The 19,459-nt window shown below is 72.8% G+C and carries 16 protein-coding genes and 1 pseudogene; 4 read left to right on the forward strand and 13 right to left on the reverse strand.

What is annotated here, in order from left to right:
• Window positions 1–42: 42 nt before the first annotated feature.
• The 5 genes and pseudogenes from ACFWTC_RS25890 to ACFWTC_RS25910 all read right to left on the reverse strand — a co-directional run bounded on the left by ACFWTC_RS25890 (window position 43) and on the right by ACFWTC_RS25910 (window position 5,480).
• Window positions 43–240: a hypothetical protein gene (locus ACFWTC_RS25890; RefSeq protein ID WP_383928755.1), complete on the reverse strand. Its 198-nt coding sequence runs from the start codon at window positions 238–240 to the stop codon at window positions 43–45.
• Window positions 241–358: 118 nt separating this feature from the next.
• Window positions 359–571, reverse strand: coding sequence for a hypothetical protein (locus ACFWTC_RS25895; RefSeq protein WP_383928752.1), 213 nt, complete (start codon window positions 569–571; stop codon window positions 359–361).
• A gap of 346 nt (window positions 572–917) precedes the next feature.
• Window positions 918–1,238: pseudogene (locus ACFWTC_RS25900) on the reverse strand (FAD-dependent monooxygenase); the annotation flags it as partial.
• Window positions 1,239–1,308: 70 nt separating this feature from the next.
• On the reverse strand, window positions 1,309–4,317 hold the full coding sequence (locus ACFWTC_RS25905) for an AAA family ATPase (RefSeq protein WP_384028569.1): 3,009 nt from the start codon (window positions 4,315–4,317) through the stop codon (window positions 1,309–1,311).
• Complete coding sequence (locus ACFWTC_RS25910) at window positions 4,299–5,480, reverse strand: exonuclease SbcCD subunit D (protein WP_383928747.1); 1,182 nt, start codon at window positions 5,478–5,480, stop codon at window positions 4,299–4,301. The genes ACFWTC_RS25905 and ACFWTC_RS25910 overlap by 19 nt, the downstream gene beginning before the upstream one ends.
• Window positions 5,481–5,840: 360 nt before the next feature.
• Between ACFWTC_RS25910 and ACFWTC_RS25915 the strand changes: the two genes are divergently transcribed.
• The gene (locus tag ACFWTC_RS25915) at window positions 5,841–6,524 is read left to right on the forward strand and encodes a hypothetical protein (RefSeq protein WP_383928744.1); all 684 of its coding nucleotides are present in this window, start codon (window positions 5,841–5,843) and stop codon (window positions 6,522–6,524) included.
• A gap of 353 nt (window positions 6,525–6,877) precedes the next feature.
• Window positions 6,878–8,104 (forward strand): GDSL-type esterase/lipase family protein, encoded by a 1,227-nt coding sequence (locus ACFWTC_RS25920; protein WP_384028567.1) that lies wholly within the window; start codon window positions 6,878–6,880, stop codon window positions 8,102–8,104.
• Between the two features lie 51 nt (window positions 8,105–8,155).
• On the opposite strand, the gene ACFWTC_RS25925 is transcribed toward ACFWTC_RS25920, so the two are convergent.
• From ACFWTC_RS25925 to ACFWTC_RS25935, 3 genes are all read right to left on the reverse strand, one after another.
• Window positions 8,156–11,056: an AAA family ATPase gene (locus ACFWTC_RS25925; RefSeq protein ID WP_384028565.1), complete on the reverse strand. Its 2,901-nt coding sequence runs from the start codon at window positions 11,054–11,056 to the stop codon at window positions 8,156–8,158.
• A gap of 191 nt (window positions 11,057–11,247) precedes the next feature.
• The gene (locus ACFWTC_RS25930) at window positions 11,248–12,600 is read right to left on the reverse strand and encodes a cytochrome P450 (protein WP_384028563.1); all 1,353 of its coding nucleotides are present in this window, start codon (window positions 12,598–12,600) and stop codon (window positions 11,248–11,250) included.
• A 14-nt stretch (window positions 12,601–12,614) separates the two neighbouring features.
• Window positions 12,615–13,661 (reverse strand): lyase, encoded by a 1,047-nt coding sequence (locus ACFWTC_RS25935; protein WP_383928733.1) that lies wholly within the window; start codon window positions 13,659–13,661, stop codon window positions 12,615–12,617.
• A 477-nt stretch (window positions 13,662–14,138) separates the two neighbouring features.
• Between ACFWTC_RS25935 and ACFWTC_RS25940 the strand changes: the two genes are divergently transcribed.
• Window positions 14,139–14,549 (forward strand): hypothetical protein, encoded by a 411-nt coding sequence (locus ACFWTC_RS25940; RefSeq protein WP_383928730.1) that lies wholly within the window; start codon window positions 14,139–14,141, stop codon window positions 14,547–14,549.
• A gap of 28 nt (window positions 14,550–14,577) precedes the next feature.
• Here ACFWTC_RS25940 and ACFWTC_RS25945 read toward each other — a convergent pair whose 3' ends face one another.
• On the reverse strand, window positions 14,578–15,096 hold the full coding sequence (locus tag ACFWTC_RS25945) for an O-acetyl-ADP-ribose deacetylase (protein WP_383928727.1): 519 nt from the start codon (window positions 15,094–15,096) through the stop codon (window positions 14,578–14,580).
• A gap of 361 nt (window positions 15,097–15,457) precedes the next feature.
• Here ACFWTC_RS25945 and ACFWTC_RS25950 point away from each other — a divergent pair, with 361 nt between their 5' ends.
• Window positions 15,458–15,955, forward strand: coding sequence for a DUF1772 domain-containing protein (locus ACFWTC_RS25950; protein ID WP_384028562.1), 498 nt, complete (start codon window positions 15,458–15,460; stop codon window positions 15,953–15,955).
• A gap of 147 nt (window positions 15,956–16,102) precedes the next feature.
• Here ACFWTC_RS25950 and ACFWTC_RS25955 read toward each other — a convergent pair whose 3' ends face one another.
• The 4 genes from ACFWTC_RS25955 to ACFWTC_RS25970 all read right to left on the reverse strand — a co-directional run.
• Entirely contained in the window at window positions 16,103–16,729 is a 627-nt protein-coding gene (locus ACFWTC_RS25955; RefSeq protein WP_384028560.1) for a DUF1772 domain-containing protein, read from the reverse strand.
• Between the two features lie 163 nt (window positions 16,730–16,892).
• Complete coding sequence (gene ahcY, locus ACFWTC_RS25960) at window positions 16,893–18,311, reverse strand: adenosylhomocysteinase (protein ID WP_384028558.1); 1,419 nt, start codon at window positions 18,309–18,311, stop codon at window positions 16,893–16,895.
• A gap of 5 nt (window positions 18,312–18,316) precedes the next feature.
• A complete protein-coding gene (metF, locus tag ACFWTC_RS25965; RefSeq protein ID WP_384028556.1) occupies window positions 18,317–19,270 on the reverse strand; it encodes a methylenetetrahydrofolate reductase [NAD(P)H] in 954 nt (317 codons plus the stop codon).
• 27 nt (window positions 19,271–19,297) lie between these two features.
• A partial coding sequence (locus tag ACFWTC_RS25970; RefSeq protein ID WP_384074661.1) for a vitamin B12 dependent-methionine synthase activation domain-containing protein occupies window positions 19,298–19,459 on the reverse strand: 162 nt, incomplete at its 5' end.

Raw genomic sequence — 19,459 nt, forward strand, 5'->3', positions numbered from 1 at the left:
GCATGACGGTGCCTGCGGCCGGGCCGGGCCGTCGGTGCGGTGTCAGGCGCGGCGGAACAGGTCCCCGGCGTCGGCCCGGTGCCGGCCGCCGCGGGGAGGGCCCTCCTGGCGGGGGACTTCGCGGCCTTCCCGGAGCCACTGCCGTTCGAGGGCGTCGTAGATCGGCGACTCGGAGGCCGGCCGGCGGGGCGCCGGCAGCTCGGCGAGGCCCGACCGCGGCGTAACGGTTCTCTGGTCCATACCCGGCCCAACGACCCCAACCGGCCGCCGTGGCGGGCCGTGATCCTTCCGTCATCACCACCCCGGCGCGGCCGCCCGGCGCCCCGCCCCTCCCCCGGCCCGGCCGTGCGCCGGGGGTTCAGCAGCCGAAGAGGCGCAGGACGCGTGCGGCGTGGGGCAGGTCCTCCGGTCCGGCGGCCGTGCCGGACAGCGGCATCAGGTGCCCGTTGACGCAGTCGCCGGGCACCTGGTGGTCGATCTCCCAGTCGCGTGCGCCGGGGGCCGAGCCCGAGCTGGTGGCGTACAGCGGGAGGCGGCACTCCTGGCACCAGTAGAAGGACCGCGCACTCATGCCGTACCCCCGTACGGCGCCCCGGGGCGGGTGCGGTCCGGGGCGGGGGTGCGCAGGGGTGGCCGGCCGGCCGTCCCGGTCGCCGGGTGACAGGGCCGGGCCGCAGAAAAGCGGAATCTCTCGTTCACATCGGCTGAAACGATCCGGCACCGCCTCACGTCACCCCGGAACCGCAGGTCTCACCCCGTACGGACGGAAATCCGGCACCCCCGGCTTCGGACGTCCGGCGAACGGCGGAGCGGCGGCGTCGGCGGCGCGAGCGGTGTCCGGCCTGCGGAGGTCCCGGGGCCGCCGCCGGGCGGCTCTGGCGGCGGCGCCGGGCGTGGGGGCGCCGAGTTCGCGGGTCCCGTTTGCCCAGCAGCCGCTCGGTGACCGGCTGGGGGACGGAGAGGCCGTACGGGTGGGCCGTGCCAGCCGCTCCGGCCACGGCTTCGCGGCGCCGCCGAGGAAGGCGCCGGTGCGGAAGGTGTCGCCGGCCGCGCGGAACCGTCCGAGCAGGCCGCGCTGGTCCATGGTCTCGACGCTGCGCGCGTGCAGGCCGCGGCCGCGGACCTGCCCGGTCGGCTCGGTCAGCCGTTCCAGCACGACCACGCGTACGCCGTGCAGCCGAGTTCGCAGGCCGGCATCAGGCCGGTCGGCCGCCGCCGACCACGATCACGTCGATCAGCGAATCGTCACGTCCGTTCGGTGCGGGAGGGGAGGCGGGGCCGGCCGGGCGGTGCCGTGGGGGGCGGGGGCTATTCGGCGGCCCGGGTCGCGAGGGCCAGGGTGGAGCCGGCGGCGGATTTGCCGACGTGGAGCTGGCTGGTGATGCGGCGGCGGAGTTCGGGGACGTGGCTGATCAGCCCGATGGTGCGGTCGTGGGCGCGCAGCGAGTCCAGGACGTCGAGGACTTGGTGGAGGGTGTTCTCGTCGAGGGTGCCGAAGCCCTCGTCGATGAAGAGGGTGTCCAGGGCCCGGCCGCCCGCTTCGTGGGTGACGACGTCCGCGAGTCCGAGGGCGAGGGCCAGGGAGGCGAAGAAGGACTCCCCGCCGGAGAGGGTGTCGGTGTCGCGGTCGCGGCCGGTCCAGGCGTCGGTGATCTTCAGGCCGAGGCCGGAGCGGCCGCCGCGGGCGGTGCGGTGGTCGCTGTGGGCGAGGGTGTAGCGGTGCTCGGACATGCGCTGGAGGCGGGTGTTGGCCGCGGCGACCACCTGTTCGAGGCGTGCGGCCAGGACGTACGCCTCCAGTTCCATGCGGTCGTTGTTGCCGGGTGAGGTGCCGTGGATGAGTTCCTGGAGGTGGTGCACCGTCTCGTAGGAGCTCTGGAGGGGTTCCAGGCGCCGGACGAGGGTGTCGAGTGCCGCGGACAGGGTGGTGAGGTCCGCGTGGCGGGTGCGGGCGCCCGCCTCGTCGGCGACGGTGCGGGCGTGGTGGTCGGCGGCCGTCTCGCGCAGGGCGACGGCGGCTTCGAGGTCGGCGGGTGCCTGGGCGGCGGCCTCGGCGAGGCCGGGTTTGCCGAGGGCGGCGGTGTGTACGGCGTGCTGCCGGTTCCACTGCTCGATCTCCTCCTCGACGGCGCGCAGGGCGTCCTCGTCCAGGAGCGCCTGTTCGGCGTCCCGGAGGGTGGGGAATCCCTGGTCGCGGGCGGCGGAGGCGGCCCGGGCGGTGTGCCCGTCGCGTTCGGCGAGGGTGCGGGCGGCGTCGGCGGCGGCGTCGGCCGCGGTGGCGAGCAGGCCGGTGAGGCGGGCGAGTTCGGTGATGCGGGCGGCTATCGAGGGGGCGCCGGCGCGGGTCGCGTCCAGGCGGGTGTCGAGTTCCTTCAGCCGTACGGCGGCGTGGTCGTACTGGGCGTCGAGTGCGGACAGCCGCATCCCGGCCCGGGAGTCCTGGTGGAGCATGTCGGCGCGGGTGCGGTCCAGGGCGGCGAGTTCCTCGGTTGCCGTGCCGAGGTCGCCGGCGTGTTCCAGGGCCCGGGCGCGTTGTTCGTCGAGGGTGCGGATCGCGGTGCGCAGGTCGGCCAGGGGGGTGTCGCCCGCCTCGCCGGCGGCGGCCGCGGCCCGCTCGCGGGCTTCGCGCAGGGTGTCGCCGACGGCCTGTTCCTCGTGCTGGGCCTTGAGGTGGCGGGCGTCGGCCTCCTCCTCTTCGGCGCGGCCCGGCTGGCCCGGGTGGGGGGCGGCGGGTGCGGGGTGGACGCAGGATCCGCAGACGGGGCAGGGGGTGTTCTCGGTGAGGCCGGCGGCGAGTTCGGCGGCCATGCCGTCGGTGCGGCGGCGCCGGACGGCGATGTAGGCGGCCGCGGCGGCGGCGGTGGTCTCGCCGGCGGCGGTGAGGAGCTCCTCGGCCGCGGCGGCTTCGGCGAGGCGGGCGTCGCGCTGGGCTGCGGCGTCCGCGCGCCTGCGGACGTCCTCCAGGGCGCTCTGGTGCTGCCGGGCCGCGGTTTCGGCGTGGCGGGCGGTGTCCATGCGGGTGGTCAGGGCGGCGCGGCGGTCGGGTTCACCGGTGAGCCAGGTGCGGGCCTCGCGTTGTTCGGCGGCGCGTTCGACGCGTTCGGCGTCGAGGTGGTCGAGGTCGGTGGTGAGCTTGCGGACGGTGTCCTCGTCCGGCAGGAGGGCTTCGGCGCGGGCGGCTTCGGCGCGCAGCTGCCGGTCGGTCGAGGCGAGTTGGTCGGCGGGGGCCGTGGCGTGGGCGGGGGTGAGGGCGGCGCGGGCGTCGGCTTCGGCGCGGGCGGCGCGGTCGTGGGCGGTGTGGGCGGTGTGTGCGGTGTGGAGGGCGGTGGCGAGTCGGGCGGCGCGGCGGGCGTCTTCGAGGCGGGTGGTGAGTTCCTCGCGGCGGGGTCGGTCCCGCAGGAGGAGGTCGAGGTGGGCGCGGGCTTCGCGGTGTTCGTGCTGCTGCTGGTGGAGGGTGCGGGTGGTGACTTCGAGGGCCTGCCGGGTGGCCAGATCTGCGGCGGCGGCGGTGGTGTGGCGGGTGGTCTCCTTAAGGTGTGCCGCCGCGGCGGCGGCCAGGGCCGCGGCCCAGGCCCGGGCGGGTCCGGTCAGGCTGTGCGGGTCGTCGGCGGCGGGGGCCGCGCCGGTGTGGTCGAGGGTGCCGGCGGCCTGGTGGATGCGTTCGATGAGGCCGGTGGTCTCGGTGCGGGCTGCGGTGAGGGCGTGGGCGGCCTCCCTGCTGCGGTCCTGGAGCCAGCGGTCGATGTCGGTGAACCGGCCGGTGTGGAAGAGCCTGCCGAGGAGTTCCCTGCGTTCGGGGGCCTTGGCCCGCAGGAACTGGGTGAACTCGTTCTGGGGCAGGAGGACGACCTGGCAGAACTGGTCGCGGCTCATGCCGAGCAGCGACAGGATGATGTCGCCGGCTTCCTGGTGGGATGTGCTGGAGGCCTCCCAGCGGCCCTGCCCGGGGGTGTCGCCCTCCTTCCATTCGCGCAGTGTGGTCTGGGCGCTGCGGGTGGTGGTGCCGGCGCTGCGGGCTTTGGGTTTGGTCTGCTGGGGTGTGCGGGTGATCTCCAGGCGGCGGCCGGAGAGGGTGGCTTCCAGGGTCACCTGGGTGAGCAGGTGGGCGGGGGCGTGGTCGCTGCGCAGCAGCAGGTCCCGGTTGCCGGGGGGTTTGCCGTAGAGGGCGAAGCAGATGGCGGCGAAGACGGTGCTCTTGCCGGCGCCGGTGTCTCCGTGGAGGAGGAAGAGGCCGTCGGCGCAGAGGGTTTCGAAGTCGACGGTGTGGGTGCCGGCGAAGGGGCCGAAGGCTTGCAGGGTCAGCTGGTGCAGGCGCACTGGACGGTCTCCTCTTGCGTGGAGCGGATGCGGGAGGCTTCGACGGCCCGGGTCAGCAGGTCCTGCTCGGCGGGGGTGGGGCCGGTGCCGCGGACCTTCTTCACGAAGTCGCAGGCGATCTGGAGGTCGGTGCGGCCCTGGAGGCGCTGGGTGTAGGTGGGGCGGTCCGCCTGGTCGGGGGTGTCGGGGCGCTGGTGCAGGAGGTGCATGGTGTGGGGGAAGCGGCGGCGCAGTTGTGCCATGGGTTCGTAGGGCAGGGCCGGGTCGGTGAGGGTGACCTGGAGCCAGGACCGGGTGAGGTGGTCGTGGGCGGGGTTGGTCAGCAGGTCGTGGAGGGTGCCCTGCAGGCGGGCGAGGGGGCGGGGTACGGGGGTGGGGATCCGGGTGAGGGTGAGGGTGGCGTCGTGGGCGAGGTCGGCCACGGTGAGGGTCTTGGTGTGGTCGGTCTCGGAGAAGGAGTAGGCCAGGGGCGAACCGCTGTAGTGGATGCGTTCGCCGGGGCTCTGGGCGCCGTGGAGGTGGCCGAGGGCGGTGTAGTCGATGCCCCGGAAGGTGTCCGTGGTGACGTGGTCGATGCCGCCGACGGTGATGTCGCGTTCGCTGAGGCAGGGTTGGGCGCCGGCGACGAAGGCGTGGGCGAGGACGACGGAGCGGGTTCCGTCCGGGTAGGTGGCCAGGTCGGCGCGGACGCGGTCCAGTGCGGCGGCCAGGACGCCCTGGTGGCTCTTGTCGGCCTGGAGCGCGTCGTGGGTGAGGGCCGGTTCCAGGTAGGGCAGGCCGTAGACGGCGACGGTGCCGTGGGCGTCGTCCAGGAGGACCGGGGTGGTGCAGGCGGTGGCGGGGTCGGTGCGCAGGTGGACGCCGGCGCGGGCGAGGAGGCGTGAGCCGACTCCGAGGCGGTGGGCCGAGTCGTGGTTGCCGCTGATCATGATGATCGGGAGGTGGAGGTCGGCGAAGTGGTTGAGGGCTTCGTCGAAGAGGCGTACGGCGTCCAGGCTGGGGATGGCGCGGTCGTAGATGTCTCCCGCGACGAGGATCGCGTCGACGCGGTGGTCGCGGGCGGTGTCGTGTACGTGGGTGAGGAAGGCGCGCTGGGCGTCGATCAGGTCCGCCTCGTGGAACCGGCGGCCCAGGTGCCAGTCCGAGGTGTGCAGGAACTTCATGGGCACAGACCGTAACCATCTGGTGGTGGGTTTCGGGCGGTTTTCCTCTCAGCGGATCCGGAGGGGCGGATGTGGGGCGCTGGTTGAAGGTTTCTGCCGGGGGTGGTGTCCAACCTCCGTGTGCGGCAGTGGGTTTGGCCGTTCGGGCCGTCGGGTGCGGGGGCGGGTCGGGTGGGGTGGGGTGGGGGTGTGTTCGCGGTGGGAGGTGTGCGGGGTGCGTGGGTGTGCGGTCAACGGGGCATAGTGGCTGGACGCGGAGGGTGTTCCGCGGTGCACCGTGTGCGCGATCCCGTGTCACGGGCAGGTGTGGTGCGTACCATCGCGTCACGCTTCTCCCTTACGAAAGACGACGAGGAACACATGAGTTCAGCGACCAACGCCACGCGCGTCGAAGACGGATACGCCCAGCAGATCTCCGGGGACCTGGCGGGGAACCAGGCGGCCCAGGAGCAGGCACGGGCCGAACTGCTGCGGCTGCAGGAGGAGCTGGCGCAGCTGGAGGACAGCGAGAAGGTCCTCCTGAAGATGCAGGACGCCCTGGGCGTCTCGGTGAAGTCCGCGTCCGCGCCGGCCGCGAAGCGCGGTGCGAAGCGTGCCGCGGTGCCGTCCGCGCGCAGGGCGCCCCGGGGTGCGGGGAAGGCGGCGGAGCCGAAGGGCGCGGCGGCCGTGAAGCCGGCGCGCACGCGCAAGGCCGCGGGCGGGAGCGCGGGCGGCGGCGCGGTGAAGAAGGAGGCCGTGAAGAAGGAGGCCGCGGTGAAGGACGCGGTGAAGAAGGACGCGGGCGGCCCGTCCTGGCTCGACCTCGTCACGGCGGCCATCGCCGGGGAGTCGGAGCCCAAGTCGGTCGGTGAGGTGGCCGACGCCGTCGGCGCCGCGCACCCCGGGCGCAAGGTCCAGCCGACCATCATCCGCAACACCCTGGAGCAGGGTGTGGCCCGCGGTCTGCTGGAACGTTCCAAGCAGGGCCGTTCCGTCTACTACACCCGGGTGGCCGCCGCCCCGGCAGCCCCGGACGCCGGCCCCGTCCCGCCGCAGTCCGCGTAGCTCCCGGCGGCGCCGCTCCCGCGGGTGCGTGCGGCCGGCGGCCGCGCCGGGAGGCACCCGGGGGCTCCGCCGGTGCGGGCGGGCGGTAGGCGGTAGGCCGAATGCCACGCCCCGGCTGGCACCGCACCGCCTCGTGGGGCGAACATGTGGGTGCGGGTACGAGCCCCGGCGCAGCAGCGCCGGCTCCCCCCGCCCGAGACCAGGGCCCGGCCGGATACCCCCCCCCATCCCGCCGGGCCCTGTCCCGTGCCGCGGCCCGTGGACGGCGCCCCGGTGCGGGGGCCGGTCCGGGACCGCGGGCGGCGCCCGGAAAGCGTTGGGCCGGCCGGGCGCCGGGCCAGCACAATGCGGGCATGAGCGAGCGTTCCGACGATCTTCCCGAGTCCCGCGTGCCGGCCCGGTCCGCGCAGTGGACCACCACGCCGATCACCGCGGGTCTGCTGCGCGGCGCCCTGGAACTGGAGCACACCGGGCGCGGGGTGCTGCCGCACCGGCTGCCCGCGCGGGCCCGCGCGCAGTGCGCCGACGGGCAGCTGGCCATGGCGGAGTCCCAGCCCTCCGGCGTACGGCTGGTGTTCCGTACCCGGGCCACCGCCGTCGAGGTGGACGCGCACCGCACCGTGACGCAGTACGCGGGCGCCCCGCCGCGGCCCGAGGGGGTGTACGACCTGCTCGTGGACGGCCGGCCGGCCGGACGGGCCGGGGTGGGCGGCGGGGACGTCCTGACGGTGGACCTGACCACCGGGTCGGTGCGGACCCGGTCCGGGCCGGCCGGCACCGTCCGGTTCTCCGGCCTCGCGGACCGGGTCAAGGAGGTCGAGGTCTGGCTGCCGTACAACGAGGTCACCCGGCTGGTCGCGCTGCGCACCGACGCGCCCGTCGAGCTCGTGGCGCCGGGGGGCCGTACGAGGTGGCTGCACCACGGCAGCTCGATCAGCCACGGCTCGGACGCCGCGGGTCCCGCCTCGACCTGGCCGGCGCTGGCGGCGTCCCTGGGCGGGGTGGAGCTGACCAACCTGGGGCTGGGCGGCAGTGCCCTGCTCGATCCGTTCACCGCGCGGGCCCTGCGCGACACCGCCGCGGACCTGGTCAGCGTGAAGATCGGCATCAACCTGGTGAACACCGACCTGATGCGGCTGCGGGCGTTCGGACCGGCGGTGCACGGCTTCCTGGACACCGTCCGCGAGGGCCATCCCGAGGTTCCGCTACTGGTCGTGTCGCCGGTGCTGTGTCCGGTCCACGAGGACACCCCGGGGCCCAGCGTCCCGGACTTCGGCGGCCTCGCGGAGGGCAGGATCCGGTTCCTGGCCGCGGGTGACCCGGCGGAGCGGGCGGCGGGGAAGCTGACCTTGAACGTCATCCGGGAGGAACTGGCCCGCCTGGTGGGGCAGCGGGCGGCCGGCGACCCGAACCTGTACTACCTGGACGGGCGTGCGCTGTACGGGGAGGCGGACTTCGCGGAACTGCCGCTGCCCGACGGGCTCCACCCGGACGCGGCGGCGCACCGCCGCATCGGCGAGCGGTTCGCCGCCCTGGTGTTCGGCGCCGGCGGGGCGTTCGCGGCGGCCGGGCGGCCCTGAACGGCCTGCTCCCGGGCGGCGGGTGCCGCCGCCCGGCCCGGGAGCGGGCGGTCAGTCCTCCAGGGCCCGGCGCAGGCCGGGGCGGTCGGTGCCCAGCTTGGTGAAGACCGCGGACAGCAGCTCCGAGACGGTGTGGGCGTCGGTGTACATCTCCTTGGCGATCGCCGTGTTGTCGAGGCCGCGGGCGGCGTGGCGGGCCGCCACGTTCTCCGCGACCGTCAGGGTGTCCTGTTCGGAGGTGTACAGGCGGCGCGGGCGCAGTCCGGCCGAGGCGAGCTGGGCGCGGGCGCGGTCGGCGAGTGCGTCGGCGCCGCAGGCGGAGGCGGTCTCCATGCCCCGGTAGAGCTGTTGGGCGGCCTGGTGCGGGTCGCCCATGGTGTGCAGGGCGATGCCGTGGTCGACGAGTGCGTGGGCGAGTTCGCAGGCGGCCGGGGACTGTTCGAGGCGGTCCACCGCTTCCTGGAGCAGGACGGCAGCCCGGGCGGGGTCGGTGGCGGTCGCCGCGACGCGCAGGGCGTGCCCGATGGTGCTGGACGCTCCGAACGCGCGGGCGCGTGCGACGGCTTCGGTGGCCGTGGCGCGTGCCTGCTCGGGGTCGTGGGTCACCTGGGCGAGGGCGAGGTCGAGTTGCCAGGGGCTCCAGGAGGGGTTGCGGGTGCCGCGGAGGTCGAGGCGTCTGCCGGCTTCGGTGAGGTGCTGTTCCGCCTCGTCGATGCGGCCCTGGGCCAGGAGGAATTTGCCCCAGACGGCCTGGGGGTCGGGGTAGACGACGGCTTTGGGGAAGCCGTCGGCGAGTTTGTAGGTGCGGGCGACCTTCTTGGCCTCGGTGACGTTGCCGCGGGCGAGGAGGGTCTCGATGAGGGTGCCGATCGCGTACCACTGGGCGGGGATGTCCTGGCCGATGCGGTCGGCGATCTGCAGGCCGTTGCGGACGAAGTCCTCGGCTTCGGCGAGGCGTCCGCGGCGGTAGCGGACGTAGCCGAGGAGGGTGTAGACGAAGGAGAGGTGTGCGCCGCGCCAGCCCTTCGACTCGAAGTCGACGATGGCGCTGTTGAAGAGTTCCTCGGCGCGGCCCGGCTGGTCGCAGTACATGAGGGTGAGGGCCACGACGGCGGGCACCTCGAAGCCGAAGTCCTGGTCGGTCCAGCTCATGCCGCCGTCCAGGGCCTGTTCGGCGTACTCCAGTGCGGTGGCGGCGGATTCGCCGCGCAGGGCGGCGTCCCAGGCCCGCAGGCCCAGGATGTGGCGTTCGGCGACGCCGCGGCCGGTGAGCCGTTTGGCGAACTGGGCCAGGAGCCGGGAGCGGGCGGGCGAGTTCTCCTCGTCGACGCGGACCGAGTTCCATTTGAACTGCTCGGCCTGCATGCGCAGCCGGGTGCGGGAGCTGGTGGCGCGCCGGGCCTCCTCGGCGAGGAGGGCGGCGGCCTGTTCCAGCTGGCCGGTGTGGCCGAGGGCCTGTGCGAGGCGGTAGGTGATCGCCTCGCGCAGGTTCTGCTCGGTCTTGGGCTCCTCCAGTGCGGTCCTGAGCTGGTTGATGGTGGTGAGGGGGTCGTGCAGGAGGTTGGCGGAGCCGAGTTCGAAGAGGACCTCGGCCCGGTCCTCGATCTCGGGCGGTTCGCGCAGGGCGCGGGCCAGGTAGCGGCGGGCGGCGTCGGGGGCGCCCGCGGAGAAGCTGTCGCGGGCGGCCTGGCGCAGCTGCTGGACCACCCAGGGGTCGCCTTCGGGGTGCATCTCCAGGAGGTGGCGGGCGGCCGCGCCGGCGCCGTGGCCGTCGTCGACCAGGGCCTGGGCGGCCATGCCGTGCATGGCGACGCGGACGCCGGGCGGGATGGAGCGGTAGACGGCGGTGGCGATGAGGGGGTGGAAGAAGTCGACGACTTCCTTGCGGCGCAGGCTGGTGAGGACGGTCAGGATGCGGGCGGTGCGGAGCTGTTCGATGGCCTGGGCGGCTTGGGCCTCGCCGAGGGCGGCGACGTTTCCGACGATGCTGACGGGGACGGCGGTGCCCAGGACGGCGGCGGCCCAGGCGAGGCGGACGGTGGAGGGTCCGAGCTGTTCGATGCGGTCGATGAGTCCGCTGCCCTTGACGGCGGAGGCCAGGTCGCGGAGCTGGGGGATGTTGTCCTGGAACGGCTTCAGTCCGCGGTCGCGGCCCTTCATGACCAGCTCGACGACCTCGAAGGGGTTTCCGCCGGTGATCGCCCAGCATTCGCGGCAGAACACGTCGTCGGCGCTCTCGCCGAGGGTGTCGCGGACGATGCGCGCCACCCCGCTCGTGGTGAGGGAGGCGAGTTCGTGGGGGCGGGTGCCCTGGCGTCCCATGAGGGCGCGCAGGGAGGCGGCGTCGGCGGGGATCTCGTCCGGCCTGCAGGCCACCATGATGAGCATGGCGAGTTCTTCGGCGCGGGCGGCGAAGGCGGTGAGCCAGGCCAGGGATTCGGCGTCCGCCCAGTGGGCGTCGTCGATGACCAGGACGACGGGTGCGCTGCGGACGGTTAAGTGCGTGACGACCCAGTCCAGGCCGTCGCGGACGCCTTGCGGGTCGGGTGCGGTGGGGCCTTTGGGGGCGGCGGTGAGGCCGAGCGCGGGGGCGACGATGCTGTGCCAGGTGCCGAGGACGTCGCGGCGTTCGTCCTCGCTCATGGCGGCGAACGTCGGCTGGATGAGCTGGCGCATCACGTGAAAGGGGACCTGGCGTTCCTGTTCGCCGCCGCGGGCGGACAGGACGGTGCAGCCGCGTGCGGCGGCGTGCCGGCGGGCTTCGGCGAGCAGGGTGGTCTTGCCGATGCCGGGTGATCCCGCGAAGGTCAGCACTCCCCCGCGGCGGGTGGCCGGGCCGCGGGCGGAGGTGCCGTAGAGGTCGTCCACCGCGCGGTGGATGGCCAGGATCTCGGCTTCCCGTTCGAGGAGGGGATGGGAAGCCTCTCCTCCGGGTTCCGTGACATGTGACATTCTTGCCCCCTCCTGCGCGTGCGGCCGAGTGTACGGCGCGGGAGCGAGATGATGCGTCTTAAAAGTTATTAATGCGGTATCTCGCCACTCGTACGGGGACAATCCTGTACCCTCGGCCCACTTCATTGCGCTGTTGTGTTGAAGAATTGGCGGGAATCGCACCGGTAAAGAACGCGATCGGTCGGATTCCGTCAGCGTCGCGCGATGGGAATCATGGGCAGCTCGCTGGGCTGCGGTATGCCGGCGGGGACCTCGCGCACCGTGACGCCCGGGGCGGGGGCCAGCCGCCAGCGGGTGGCGACGCTCGCCACCGCGGTGAGGATCTCGGCCACCGCGAACGAGTCGCCTATGCACTTGTGCTGGCCCGCCCCGAACGGGACGTACCGGTGGTCGCGCGGCCGGTCGCCGCCGTCCTCCTGCCAGCGGTCCGGGTCGAAGACGGTCGGGTCGGGGAAGAGCGCGGGGTCGTGGTGCAACGCGTAGGGGCTGTAGCCCAGTTCGGCCCCGGCGGGGATGGAGACCCCGCCCAGGGTGAGGGGGACCAGGGACCGCCGGGTGAACAGCAGCGGCGAGTGCAGGCGCAGCGCCTCCTGGAAGACGTTGTTGGTGTACGTCAGCCGGCAGAGGTCGGCGGGGCGGACCGGGCCCTCGCCCACCACCGCGTCGACCTCGTCGTGCAGGCGCTTCTCCACCTCGGGGTGACGGCCGAGTTCGTGGAAGATCCAGGCGAGGGTGGTCGCCGAGGTCTCCGTGCCGGCGAACATGATGGCGATCACCTCGTCCCGCACCTGTTCGGCGCTCATCGTCGCGCCGGTCTCCGGGTCGGTGCTGGACAGCAGCAGGGACAGCAGGTCGCCGCGGTCCTGTCCTTCGGCGCGGTACTGGGCGATCACCTGGTCGATGATCGCGCGCAGGCGGGCGGCGGCGGCGTCGAACCGCCGGTTGAGCGGGATGGGCAGCCGGTCCAGGGACTTGGGCATGACGGCGCGGACGAGCATGCCCTCCAGGACGACGGGCAGCGAGCGGTGCACCTCGTCGACGGCGGGGCGGCTCAGGTCCCCCGAGAAGATCATCTCGGCGACCGAGGAGAGCGCGTACCGGCGGGTCTCGGTGACCATCGAGACCTCCCGGCCCGCCGTCCACGAGGCGGACATCGCCTCCGCCTGGCGGCCCATCACCTCGGCGTACTCGGCGATGTGGTTGCGGTGGAAGGCCGGCTGGATCATCCGGCGCTGTTTGCGGTGGAAGTCGCCGTCGGTGGTGACGAGGCCGTTGCCGAACATCGGGCGCAGCCGGTCGAAGACCCTGCCGCGGCCGAACTTCTGGGCCTGCTGGACCAGTACGGTGTGGACGTGGTCGGGGCTGGTGAGGACGTGGACGGGCCAGGTGCCGATGTCGAGCCGTATGATCCCGCCGTGGTCCCGCAGGGACTCCAGGAACGCGATCGGCTCTCGCCACAGGTGCAGTACGTGGCCCAGGAGCGGTAACCGCCCCGGGGCCACGGGGGCTTGGACCACCGGGCCGGGCTGCTGCGGGTGCGCCATGGTCGGACTCCCTGTCATGCCACGGAGACCAGGTCCGGGCGGGTGTACGCAGACTCCAGCCCGGCCGCGAACCGTTCGTCGCTGTACCGCGTGCACTCGTAACGCTGCCACAGATCCGCGCCGATCATCCAGTCTTCGTAACTGCGCACGCAGCGGGTGACGGCGGCGCGGACCGACGGTTCCGTCCCCCCGTGGGCGTCCAGGGCCTCGAACAGGCGTCGTTCTCCGGCCAGATATTCCTCGATGCGGGTCTGGATGCGGCCCTCGACGGCGCGGACCGCGTCGGCGAGCGAGCACCTCTCCCAGGCGGAGATGAGGGCGACGAGGTTGTTGTTGTCGCCGCAGGCGTGCTCCTTCGGCAGGGAGAACACGTCGTTGCCCCAGGAGATGATGTCGACGGCGCTGGCGATGAGCGCCTGGTAGTCGGGGAGGTCGTGGATGTGCTGCGGCACCTCCAGGCCGAGGCCGGCCTCCACCATGTCCATCATCGGGAGCAGTTGGGAGCTGTGGCGGCGCATGAGGACGTAGTCCTGGACCGCCGGCCGGCCGGCGCCGCCGGACGCCCCGCGGTTGCCCGCCTCCTGGTCCAGGGAGCCGAGCATGAGGGGGACGTGGGCCCGGTAGCGGGCCGCGGTCAGCGTGCCCATCCCGTCCAGGATGCGGTCGCACAGGTCGGTGAACCCGCTCACCAGCGGGTTGCCGTGCGCTGCCGTGCCGGTGATCCGCCCCGTCCTGAGGTGCTCGGTGATCGCGGCGGCGACGGGGCGCCAGGCCGCGACCTCCCCCGTGCGGATGAGGTGGTCGTGCTGGTCGTCGAGGACGAACGACCAGGCCATCCATTCGGCGAGCAACACGACGGTCTCATAGGGGACTTCACCGCTCACGCGGCCCGCGAGGTGGCCGAAGCCGATGCCGGCGAACTGCTCCACGGCGTCGGTGACGAGTTCGTGGCGCACCACCCAGGACGTGGCTTCGGCGTTGGCCCGCGCGGCCTGGGGGTGCTTGGAGTTCCCGAACGGAAGGTGGAAATCGGGAACGGAGAAAGAGTCGAGACGGGTCATTGATCCCCCCATAAAAGAATCTGATTCGTCAATACCCGCTCAATCTACAATCGTGATCGTCCCGCCCCTGAAACACCTCTCTGCTGCGGCATCGCCACGGCGACACGCTGACGTCGCCGGAAGGATGTGGTCGTGGAGCGACCAGATCCCGCCGACACGCGACCACATCCGGCCACCTGCGAAGTAATTAACTCTCAGAGCGCAGCGGACTGTCAACGCGAGGCGAGGAATGATACTTAATTCATCCCGAAAATACCGAAAGTGCATTCGCTTCGAATGTGTGGATGGCATATTCGGCGCCGGCGGGCGTGCGCGTGGGGACCGCGGGGGGGGCGCACGCGTGTCGCCGGCCCCTCCTGTCCCTGGGGCCCCGCGGCGGCCGGGGCGGGGATCGGGGCGCATGGCCGAAGACCGCCCTGGGAGTGGCGGAGGCTGCCTAGACTGCGGTGGGACACGGCCGTACGGGAGGGGTGGGACATGACCGAGAGCCATCCGGCGGATCCGGGGGACGGCGAGGGGCCCGATGTCCTGGGCCCCTACCTGGAGGTCCTGCGGGCGCGTCTGAGCGGTGAGCGTTTCGCGCTGCTCATCCGCGCGGTGGAGACCACCTGCAGGCTGTTGGGGGACGGCCACCAGGCCGTGCTGGAGCTGCCCGGGGAGGGCGAGCTCGCTCCCGAGCTGCAGCGCGAGTACCTGTCCCTGATGGCGGTGATGATCACCGGCCACCTCGACCACCGGCTGGTCGAGGTCACCTCCCCCGACGGCGGCAAGGGCTGGGCGGTCGTGGAGAACGCCGTCGCCCCCGCCCTGGCGCGCGGGGCCGACCGGGAGTGGATCGACACCGAGCTCGACGGCATCGTCCGCGCGAGCGGCTCCACGGCGCCCTGAGCCTCCGGCGTCCTGTGGCGCGTACGCCCTAGCCGCGTCGCAGGGCCTCGGCGAAGGCCGCGTGGGCCGCCGCGTCGAAGAGCACGAAGCGGACCTCCTCCACCGGCGCGGCCGCGGCGGCGCGCGCCGTTTCGACCGCGATGCGGGCCCCGTCGTCCATGGGCCAGCCGTAGATGCCGGTGGACACGGCGGGGAAGGCGACCGTACGGGCGCCCAGTTCGGCGGCGACGCGCAGGGACTCCCGGTAGCAGGAGGCCAGCAGGTCGCTGCGGTCCTCCTCGCGGGACCAGACCGGCCCCACCGTGTGGATCACCCACCGGGCGGGGAGGCGGCCCGCCGTGGTGGCGACGGCCCGGCCGGTCGGCAGGCCCTTGCCGTAGTGGGAGGCGCGCAGCGCGCGGCAGGCCTCCAGGATCTCCGGGCCGCCGCGGCGGTGGATGGCCCCGTCCACTCCCCCGCCGCCGAGCAGGGAGGAGTTCGCGGCGTTGACCAGCGCGTCCGCCCGCTCGGCGGTGATGTCTCCCCGGACGAGGGTGATGCGGGCCATGGGGTTCCTTCCGTACGCGGCCGCCGGCCCCTGCCGGACGGTGCTGCCGGTCCAGGCTAGGCCGCGGGCCCGCCCGCGGCGGTCCGCGCCGCCTGTTCGCCCGTGCCGCCTGAAGCGCCCCGGACCACCTGCGGAACCCGCTGCGGCCGGACCTGCGGGTGTGCGGGGGGTGGCCGGGCGCGGGAGTGGGCGCGGGGGTGGGGGTGCGCGGGGCTCAAGAGGTGGTGGAGGATCGCTCGAATGGACCGGCCGCCGGAGCGCTACCGCCCGTATAGTCGCCCTGACTTGACGATTTGATGACCCGTTCCCGAAGAATCGATGACCGAGATACTCCGCGGACGGACGAGCAGGGGGACACCCGATGGAGACCGCACGCCTTGCCTCGCTCATCGCCGCGACCGTCTCGATGGGACTGGTGAGCGGCCTGTTCTACGGCTTCTCCGTCTCCGTGATGCCCGGCCTGAAGCGCACCGACGACCGTACGGTGATCGAGGTGATGCAGCGCATCAACGTGGCCATCCTCAACGGGTGGTTCGTCCTGGGCTACATCGGCGCGTTCCTGTTCACCGCTCTGGCGCTGGCCCTGCACATCCCGTCCGACGGGCGCGAGGTGCTGCCGCCGCTGATCGCGGCGCTGGTCTGCTACGTCGTGTCGATGGGTGTCACCAACAAGGTGAACATCCCCCTGAACAACGCGCTGGAGAAGGCCGGCCCGGTCGCCCGGATCGGTGATCCGGCCGCCGTGCGGCGTGCCTTCGAGGGGCCCTGGGCGCGTGCCAACGTGTGGCGGACCCTGCTGTGCACGGCGGCGGTCGGGTTCCTGGCGTGGGCCCTGGTCCTGCACGGCCGGGCGGGCTGAGCGGCGGCCGGGCCGCCCCCGCGGTGCGTGCGGTGTGCGTGCGGTGTGCGGTGTGCGTGCCACCACGAAGTCCCCCGGTCGGGTGGGCCGGGGGACTTCGTGGTGGCACGCGGGGGGCTCGGGACCCGGCGGGGCCGTCGGGGTGGGTCAGCGGGTGGCGCGCCCGTACAGGATCAGGGCGCGGGACAGGGCGGTGAGGGCCACCGTGCACAGCAGGGTGCGGACGATGTTGGTGGAGACCCAGGTGCCCTTGAACTTGTCGACGACGGAGAAGTCCGTCATCTTCGCGGCGTCGCCGGCGTCCGCGAGCTCGTTGTTGAGGGGGATGTTCACGGAGAAGGTGATCATCAGGACGACGAGGTAGGCCACGGCGGCCGCCGCGACCCAGATCGCCACGCCGCGGCGCCCCTTGCGGAACTCGACGACCGCCGAGGCGGCGGAGGCCAGCAGGGCGATGACGAACGCCATGCCGAAGAGGCCGTTGCCGTCGATGGCCTTGTTGAAGGCCTGCATCGCGGTGACGTAGGTGCGTTCGTCGCCCGCCGCCAGACCCGGCATGACCGAGACGTCGAAGGCGAAGAAGAGGCCCGCCATCAGGCCCACGAGGACCGTGGAGACCAGGAGGAGCGCGGTGGCCGCCCTGCCGCGCGGTGCGGCGGCCGCCGGTGCGGGCGGCTGGGGCTGGTGCTGGGCGTGGTAGCCCGGAGGGGCCGTGTAGGGGCTCGGGCCGCCGGCAGGGTGGTGCGGGGGGCTACCGGCCGGGTTGGGGTTCATGGGACATCCTCGTCTGCGGTGGTGGGAGTACTGCTCGCCCTCGGCTCGGACATCCGATCGTGACACTCCCCGGGATGCCCGGCCACGGGGTTCCACCGGCTCTCGAGGGAAGGTCGAGAGCCGGTGGCGTGGTGTGTTCGGCCCGTGGGCCGGGGCGGGCCGGTCAGTAGCGGTAGTGGTCCGGCTTGTACGGGCCGTCGACGTCGACGCCGATGTACGCGGCCTGCTCCGGGCGCAGGGTGGTGAGCCTGACGCCGAGGGCGTCGAGGTGGAGGCGGGCGACCTTCTCGTCGAGGTGCTTGGGCAGCACGTAGACGCCGGTGGGGTACTCGGAGGGCTTGGTGAAGATCTCGATCTGGGCCAGGGTCTGGTCGGCGAAGGAGTTCGACATGACGAAGGAGGGGTGGCCGGTCGCGTTGCCGAGGTTCAGCAGGCGGCCCTCGGAGAGCACGATGAGGACCTTGCCGTCGGGGAACTTCCAGGTGTGGACCTGGGGCTTGACCTCGTCCTTGACGATGCCGTCGATCTTGGCGAGGCCGGCCATGTCGATCTCGTTGTCGAAGTGGCCGATGTTTCCGACGATCGCCTGGTGCTTCATCCTGGCCATGTCGGAGGCCATGATGATGTCCTTGTTGCCCGTGGTGGTGATGAAGATGTCGGCGCTTTCGACGACGTCGTCGAGGGTGGCGACCTGGTAGCCGTCCATGGCCGCCTGGAGCGCGCAGATCGGGTCGATCTCGGTGACGATGACGCGGGCGCCCTGGCCGCGCAGCGACTCCGCACAGCCCTTGCCGACGTCGCCGTAGCCGAAGACGACGGCGGTCTTGCCGCCGATGAGGACGTCGGTGGCGCGGTTGATGCCGTCGATCAGGGAGTGGCGGCAGCCGTACTTGTTGTCGAACTTCGACTTCGTCACGGCGTCGTTCACGTTGATCGCCGGGAAGAGCAGGGTGCCCTCGGCCATCATCTCGTACAGGCGGTGGACACCGGTGGTGGTCTCCTCGGTCACGCCGCGGATCTCGGCGGCCAGGGCCGTCCAGTCGATGCCGGTCTTGCCCAACAGGGCCAGGACGAGGGCCATTTCCTCGTTGTCGGCGGTGGAGGGGTCCGGAACGGCGCCGGCCTTCTGGTACTCGACGCCCTTGTGGACCAGGAGGGTGGCGTCGCCGCCGTCGTCGAGGATCATGTTGGGGCCGGTGTGGCCGGGCCAGGTCAGCGCCTGCTCGGTGCACCACCAGTACTCCTCCAGCGTCTCGCCCTTCCAGGCGAAGACGGGGACGCCCTGCGGGTCGTCCTGGGTGCCGTTCGGGCCGACCGCGACGGCGGCGGCCGCGTGGTCCTGGGTCGAGTAGATGTTGCACGACACCCAGCGGACGTCGGCGCCGAGGGCGACGAGGGTCTCGATGAGCACGGCCGTCTGCACGGTCATGTGCAGGGAGCCGGTGATCCGGGCGCCGGCCAGGGGCCGGGCGGCCGCGTACTCGGCGCGGATCGACATCAGACCCGGCATCTCGTGCTCGGCCAGGGTGATCTCCTTGCGGCCGAAGTCCGCGAGCGAGAGGTCGGCGACCTTGAAGTCCATGGGATCTACTCCGTGATGGTGGTGGCTGGGTTCGGGCTGACGTTCAGGTTCTGATGGATCTCTAGAGTCGCGGTGGACTTGTTGAGGGTGATGTAGTGCAGGCCGGGTGCGCCCTCGGCGAGGAGGCGTTCGGACATGGCGGTCGCGTAGGCGACGCCGATGCGGTGGCCTTCGGCGGGGTTGTCCTGGGCCGCTTCGAGCCGTCGGGCGAGCGCGTCGGGGAAGCGGGCGTCGCTGAGTTCGGCGAAGCGGCGGATCTGGCGGAAGTCGGTGGCGGGCATGATCTCGGGGATGACCGGGGTCAGGCAGCCCACGGAGGCGAGCCGGTCGCGCAGGCGCAGGTAGTCCTCGGCGTGGAAGAACATCTGGGTGATGGCGTAGTCGGCGCCGGCCCGGCACTTGGCGGCGAAGTGGTGGATGTCCTGGCTCCAGGAGGGTGAGCGGGGGTGGCGTTCGGGGAAGGCCGCCACGCCCACCGTGAAGTCGCCGAGCCGCCGTATGAGGGTGACGAGTTCGTGGGCGTGGGTGAGGCCTTCGGGGTGGGCCGTCCACTCCCCCTTGGGGTCGCCGGGCGGGTCGCCGCGCAGGGCGAGGACGTCGCGGATGCCCGCGTCGGCGTACTGGCCGATGATGTGGCGCAGTTCGGTGATCGAGTGTCCGACGGCGGTCAGGTGCGCGACGGGGCGCAGGGTGGTCTCCGCGGCGATGCGCTTGGTGACCTCGACGGTGCGGTCGCGGGAGGAGCCGCCGGCGCCGTAGGTGACGGAGACGAAGGAGGGGGCGAGCGGTTCGATGCGGCGGATGGCCGCCCACAGGGTGCGTTCGCCGGCGTCGGTCTTGGGGGGGAAGAATTCGAAGGAGAAGGTCTGCCGGCCCTGGGCCAGCAGCTCGCGGACGCCGAGGGTGGCGGGGGCGGACGTGCGGGGGCGTTCGGCGGTGACGGCCACGGCTGCCGGCATGTCGGGCTCCTTTCCGGATCGCGGGGTTCAGCGTGCGTTGAAGTACTTGGCCTCGGGGTGGTGGATGACGATGGCGTCGGTGGACTGCTCGGGGTGGAGCTGGAACTCCTCGGAGAGGTGGACGCCGATCCGCTCCGGCTGGAGGAGTTCGGCGATCTTCGCGCGGTCCTCCAGGTCGGGGCAGGCGCC

Source organism: Streptomyces sp. NPDC058619 (assembly GCF_042717785.1).
GTDB lineage: Bacteria > Actinomycetota > Actinomycetes > Streptomycetales > Streptomycetaceae > Streptomyces.

Excerpts from the sequence above, each read along its gene's own strand:
- ACFWTC_RS25925 (WP_384028565.1), bottom strand. The coding sequence starts at position 11,056 with ATGTCACATGTCACGGAACCCGGAGGAGAGGCTTCCCATCCCCTCCTC.
- ACFWTC_RS25930 (WP_384028563.1), bottom strand. The coding sequence starts at position 12,600 with ATGGCGCACCCGCAGCAGCCCGGCCCGGTGGTCCAAGCCCCCGTGGCC.
- ACFWTC_RS25955 (WP_384028560.1), bottom strand. The coding sequence starts at position 16,729 with ATGAACCCCAACCCGGCCGGTAGCCCCCCGCACCACCCTGCCGGCGGC.
- metF (WP_384028556.1), bottom strand. The coding sequence starts at position 19,270 with ATGCCGGCAGCCGTGGCCGTCACCGCCGAACGCCCCCGCACGTCCGCC.
- ahcY (WP_384028558.1), bottom strand. The coding sequence starts at position 18,311 with ATGGACTTCAAGGTCGCCGACCTCTCGCTCGCGGACTTCGGCCGCAAG.
- ACFWTC_RS25910 (WP_383928747.1), bottom strand. The coding sequence starts at position 5,480 with ATGAAGTTCCTGCACACCTCGGACTGGCACCTGGGCCGCCGGTTCCAC.
- ACFWTC_RS25920 (WP_384028567.1), top strand. The coding sequence starts at position 6,878 with ATGAGCGAGCGTTCCGACGATCTTCCCGAGTCCCGCGTGCCGGCCCGG.
- ACFWTC_RS25915 (WP_383928744.1), top strand. The coding sequence starts at position 5,841 with ATGAGTTCAGCGACCAACGCCACGCGCGTCGAAGACGGATACGCCCAG.
- ACFWTC_RS25935 (WP_383928733.1), bottom strand. The coding sequence starts at position 13,661 with ATGACCCGTCTCGACTCTTTCTCCGTTCCCGATTTCCACCTTCCGTTC.
- ACFWTC_RS25890 (WP_383928755.1), bottom strand. The coding sequence starts at position 240 with ATGGACCAGAGAACCGTTACGCCGCGGTCGGGCCTCGCCGAGCTGCCG.
- ACFWTC_RS25895 (WP_383928752.1), bottom strand. The coding sequence starts at position 571 with ATGAGTGCGCGGTCCTTCTACTGGTGCCAGGAGTGCCGCCTCCCGCTG.
- ACFWTC_RS25950 (WP_384028562.1), top strand. The coding sequence starts at position 15,458 with ATGGAGACCGCACGCCTTGCCTCGCTCATCGCCGCGACCGTCTCGATG.
- ACFWTC_RS25945 (WP_383928727.1), bottom strand. The coding sequence starts at position 15,096 with ATGGCCCGCATCACCCTCGTCCGGGGAGACATCACCGCCGAGCGGGCG.
- ACFWTC_RS25940 (WP_383928730.1), top strand. The coding sequence starts at position 14,139 with ATGACCGAGAGCCATCCGGCGGATCCGGGGGACGGCGAGGGGCCCGAT.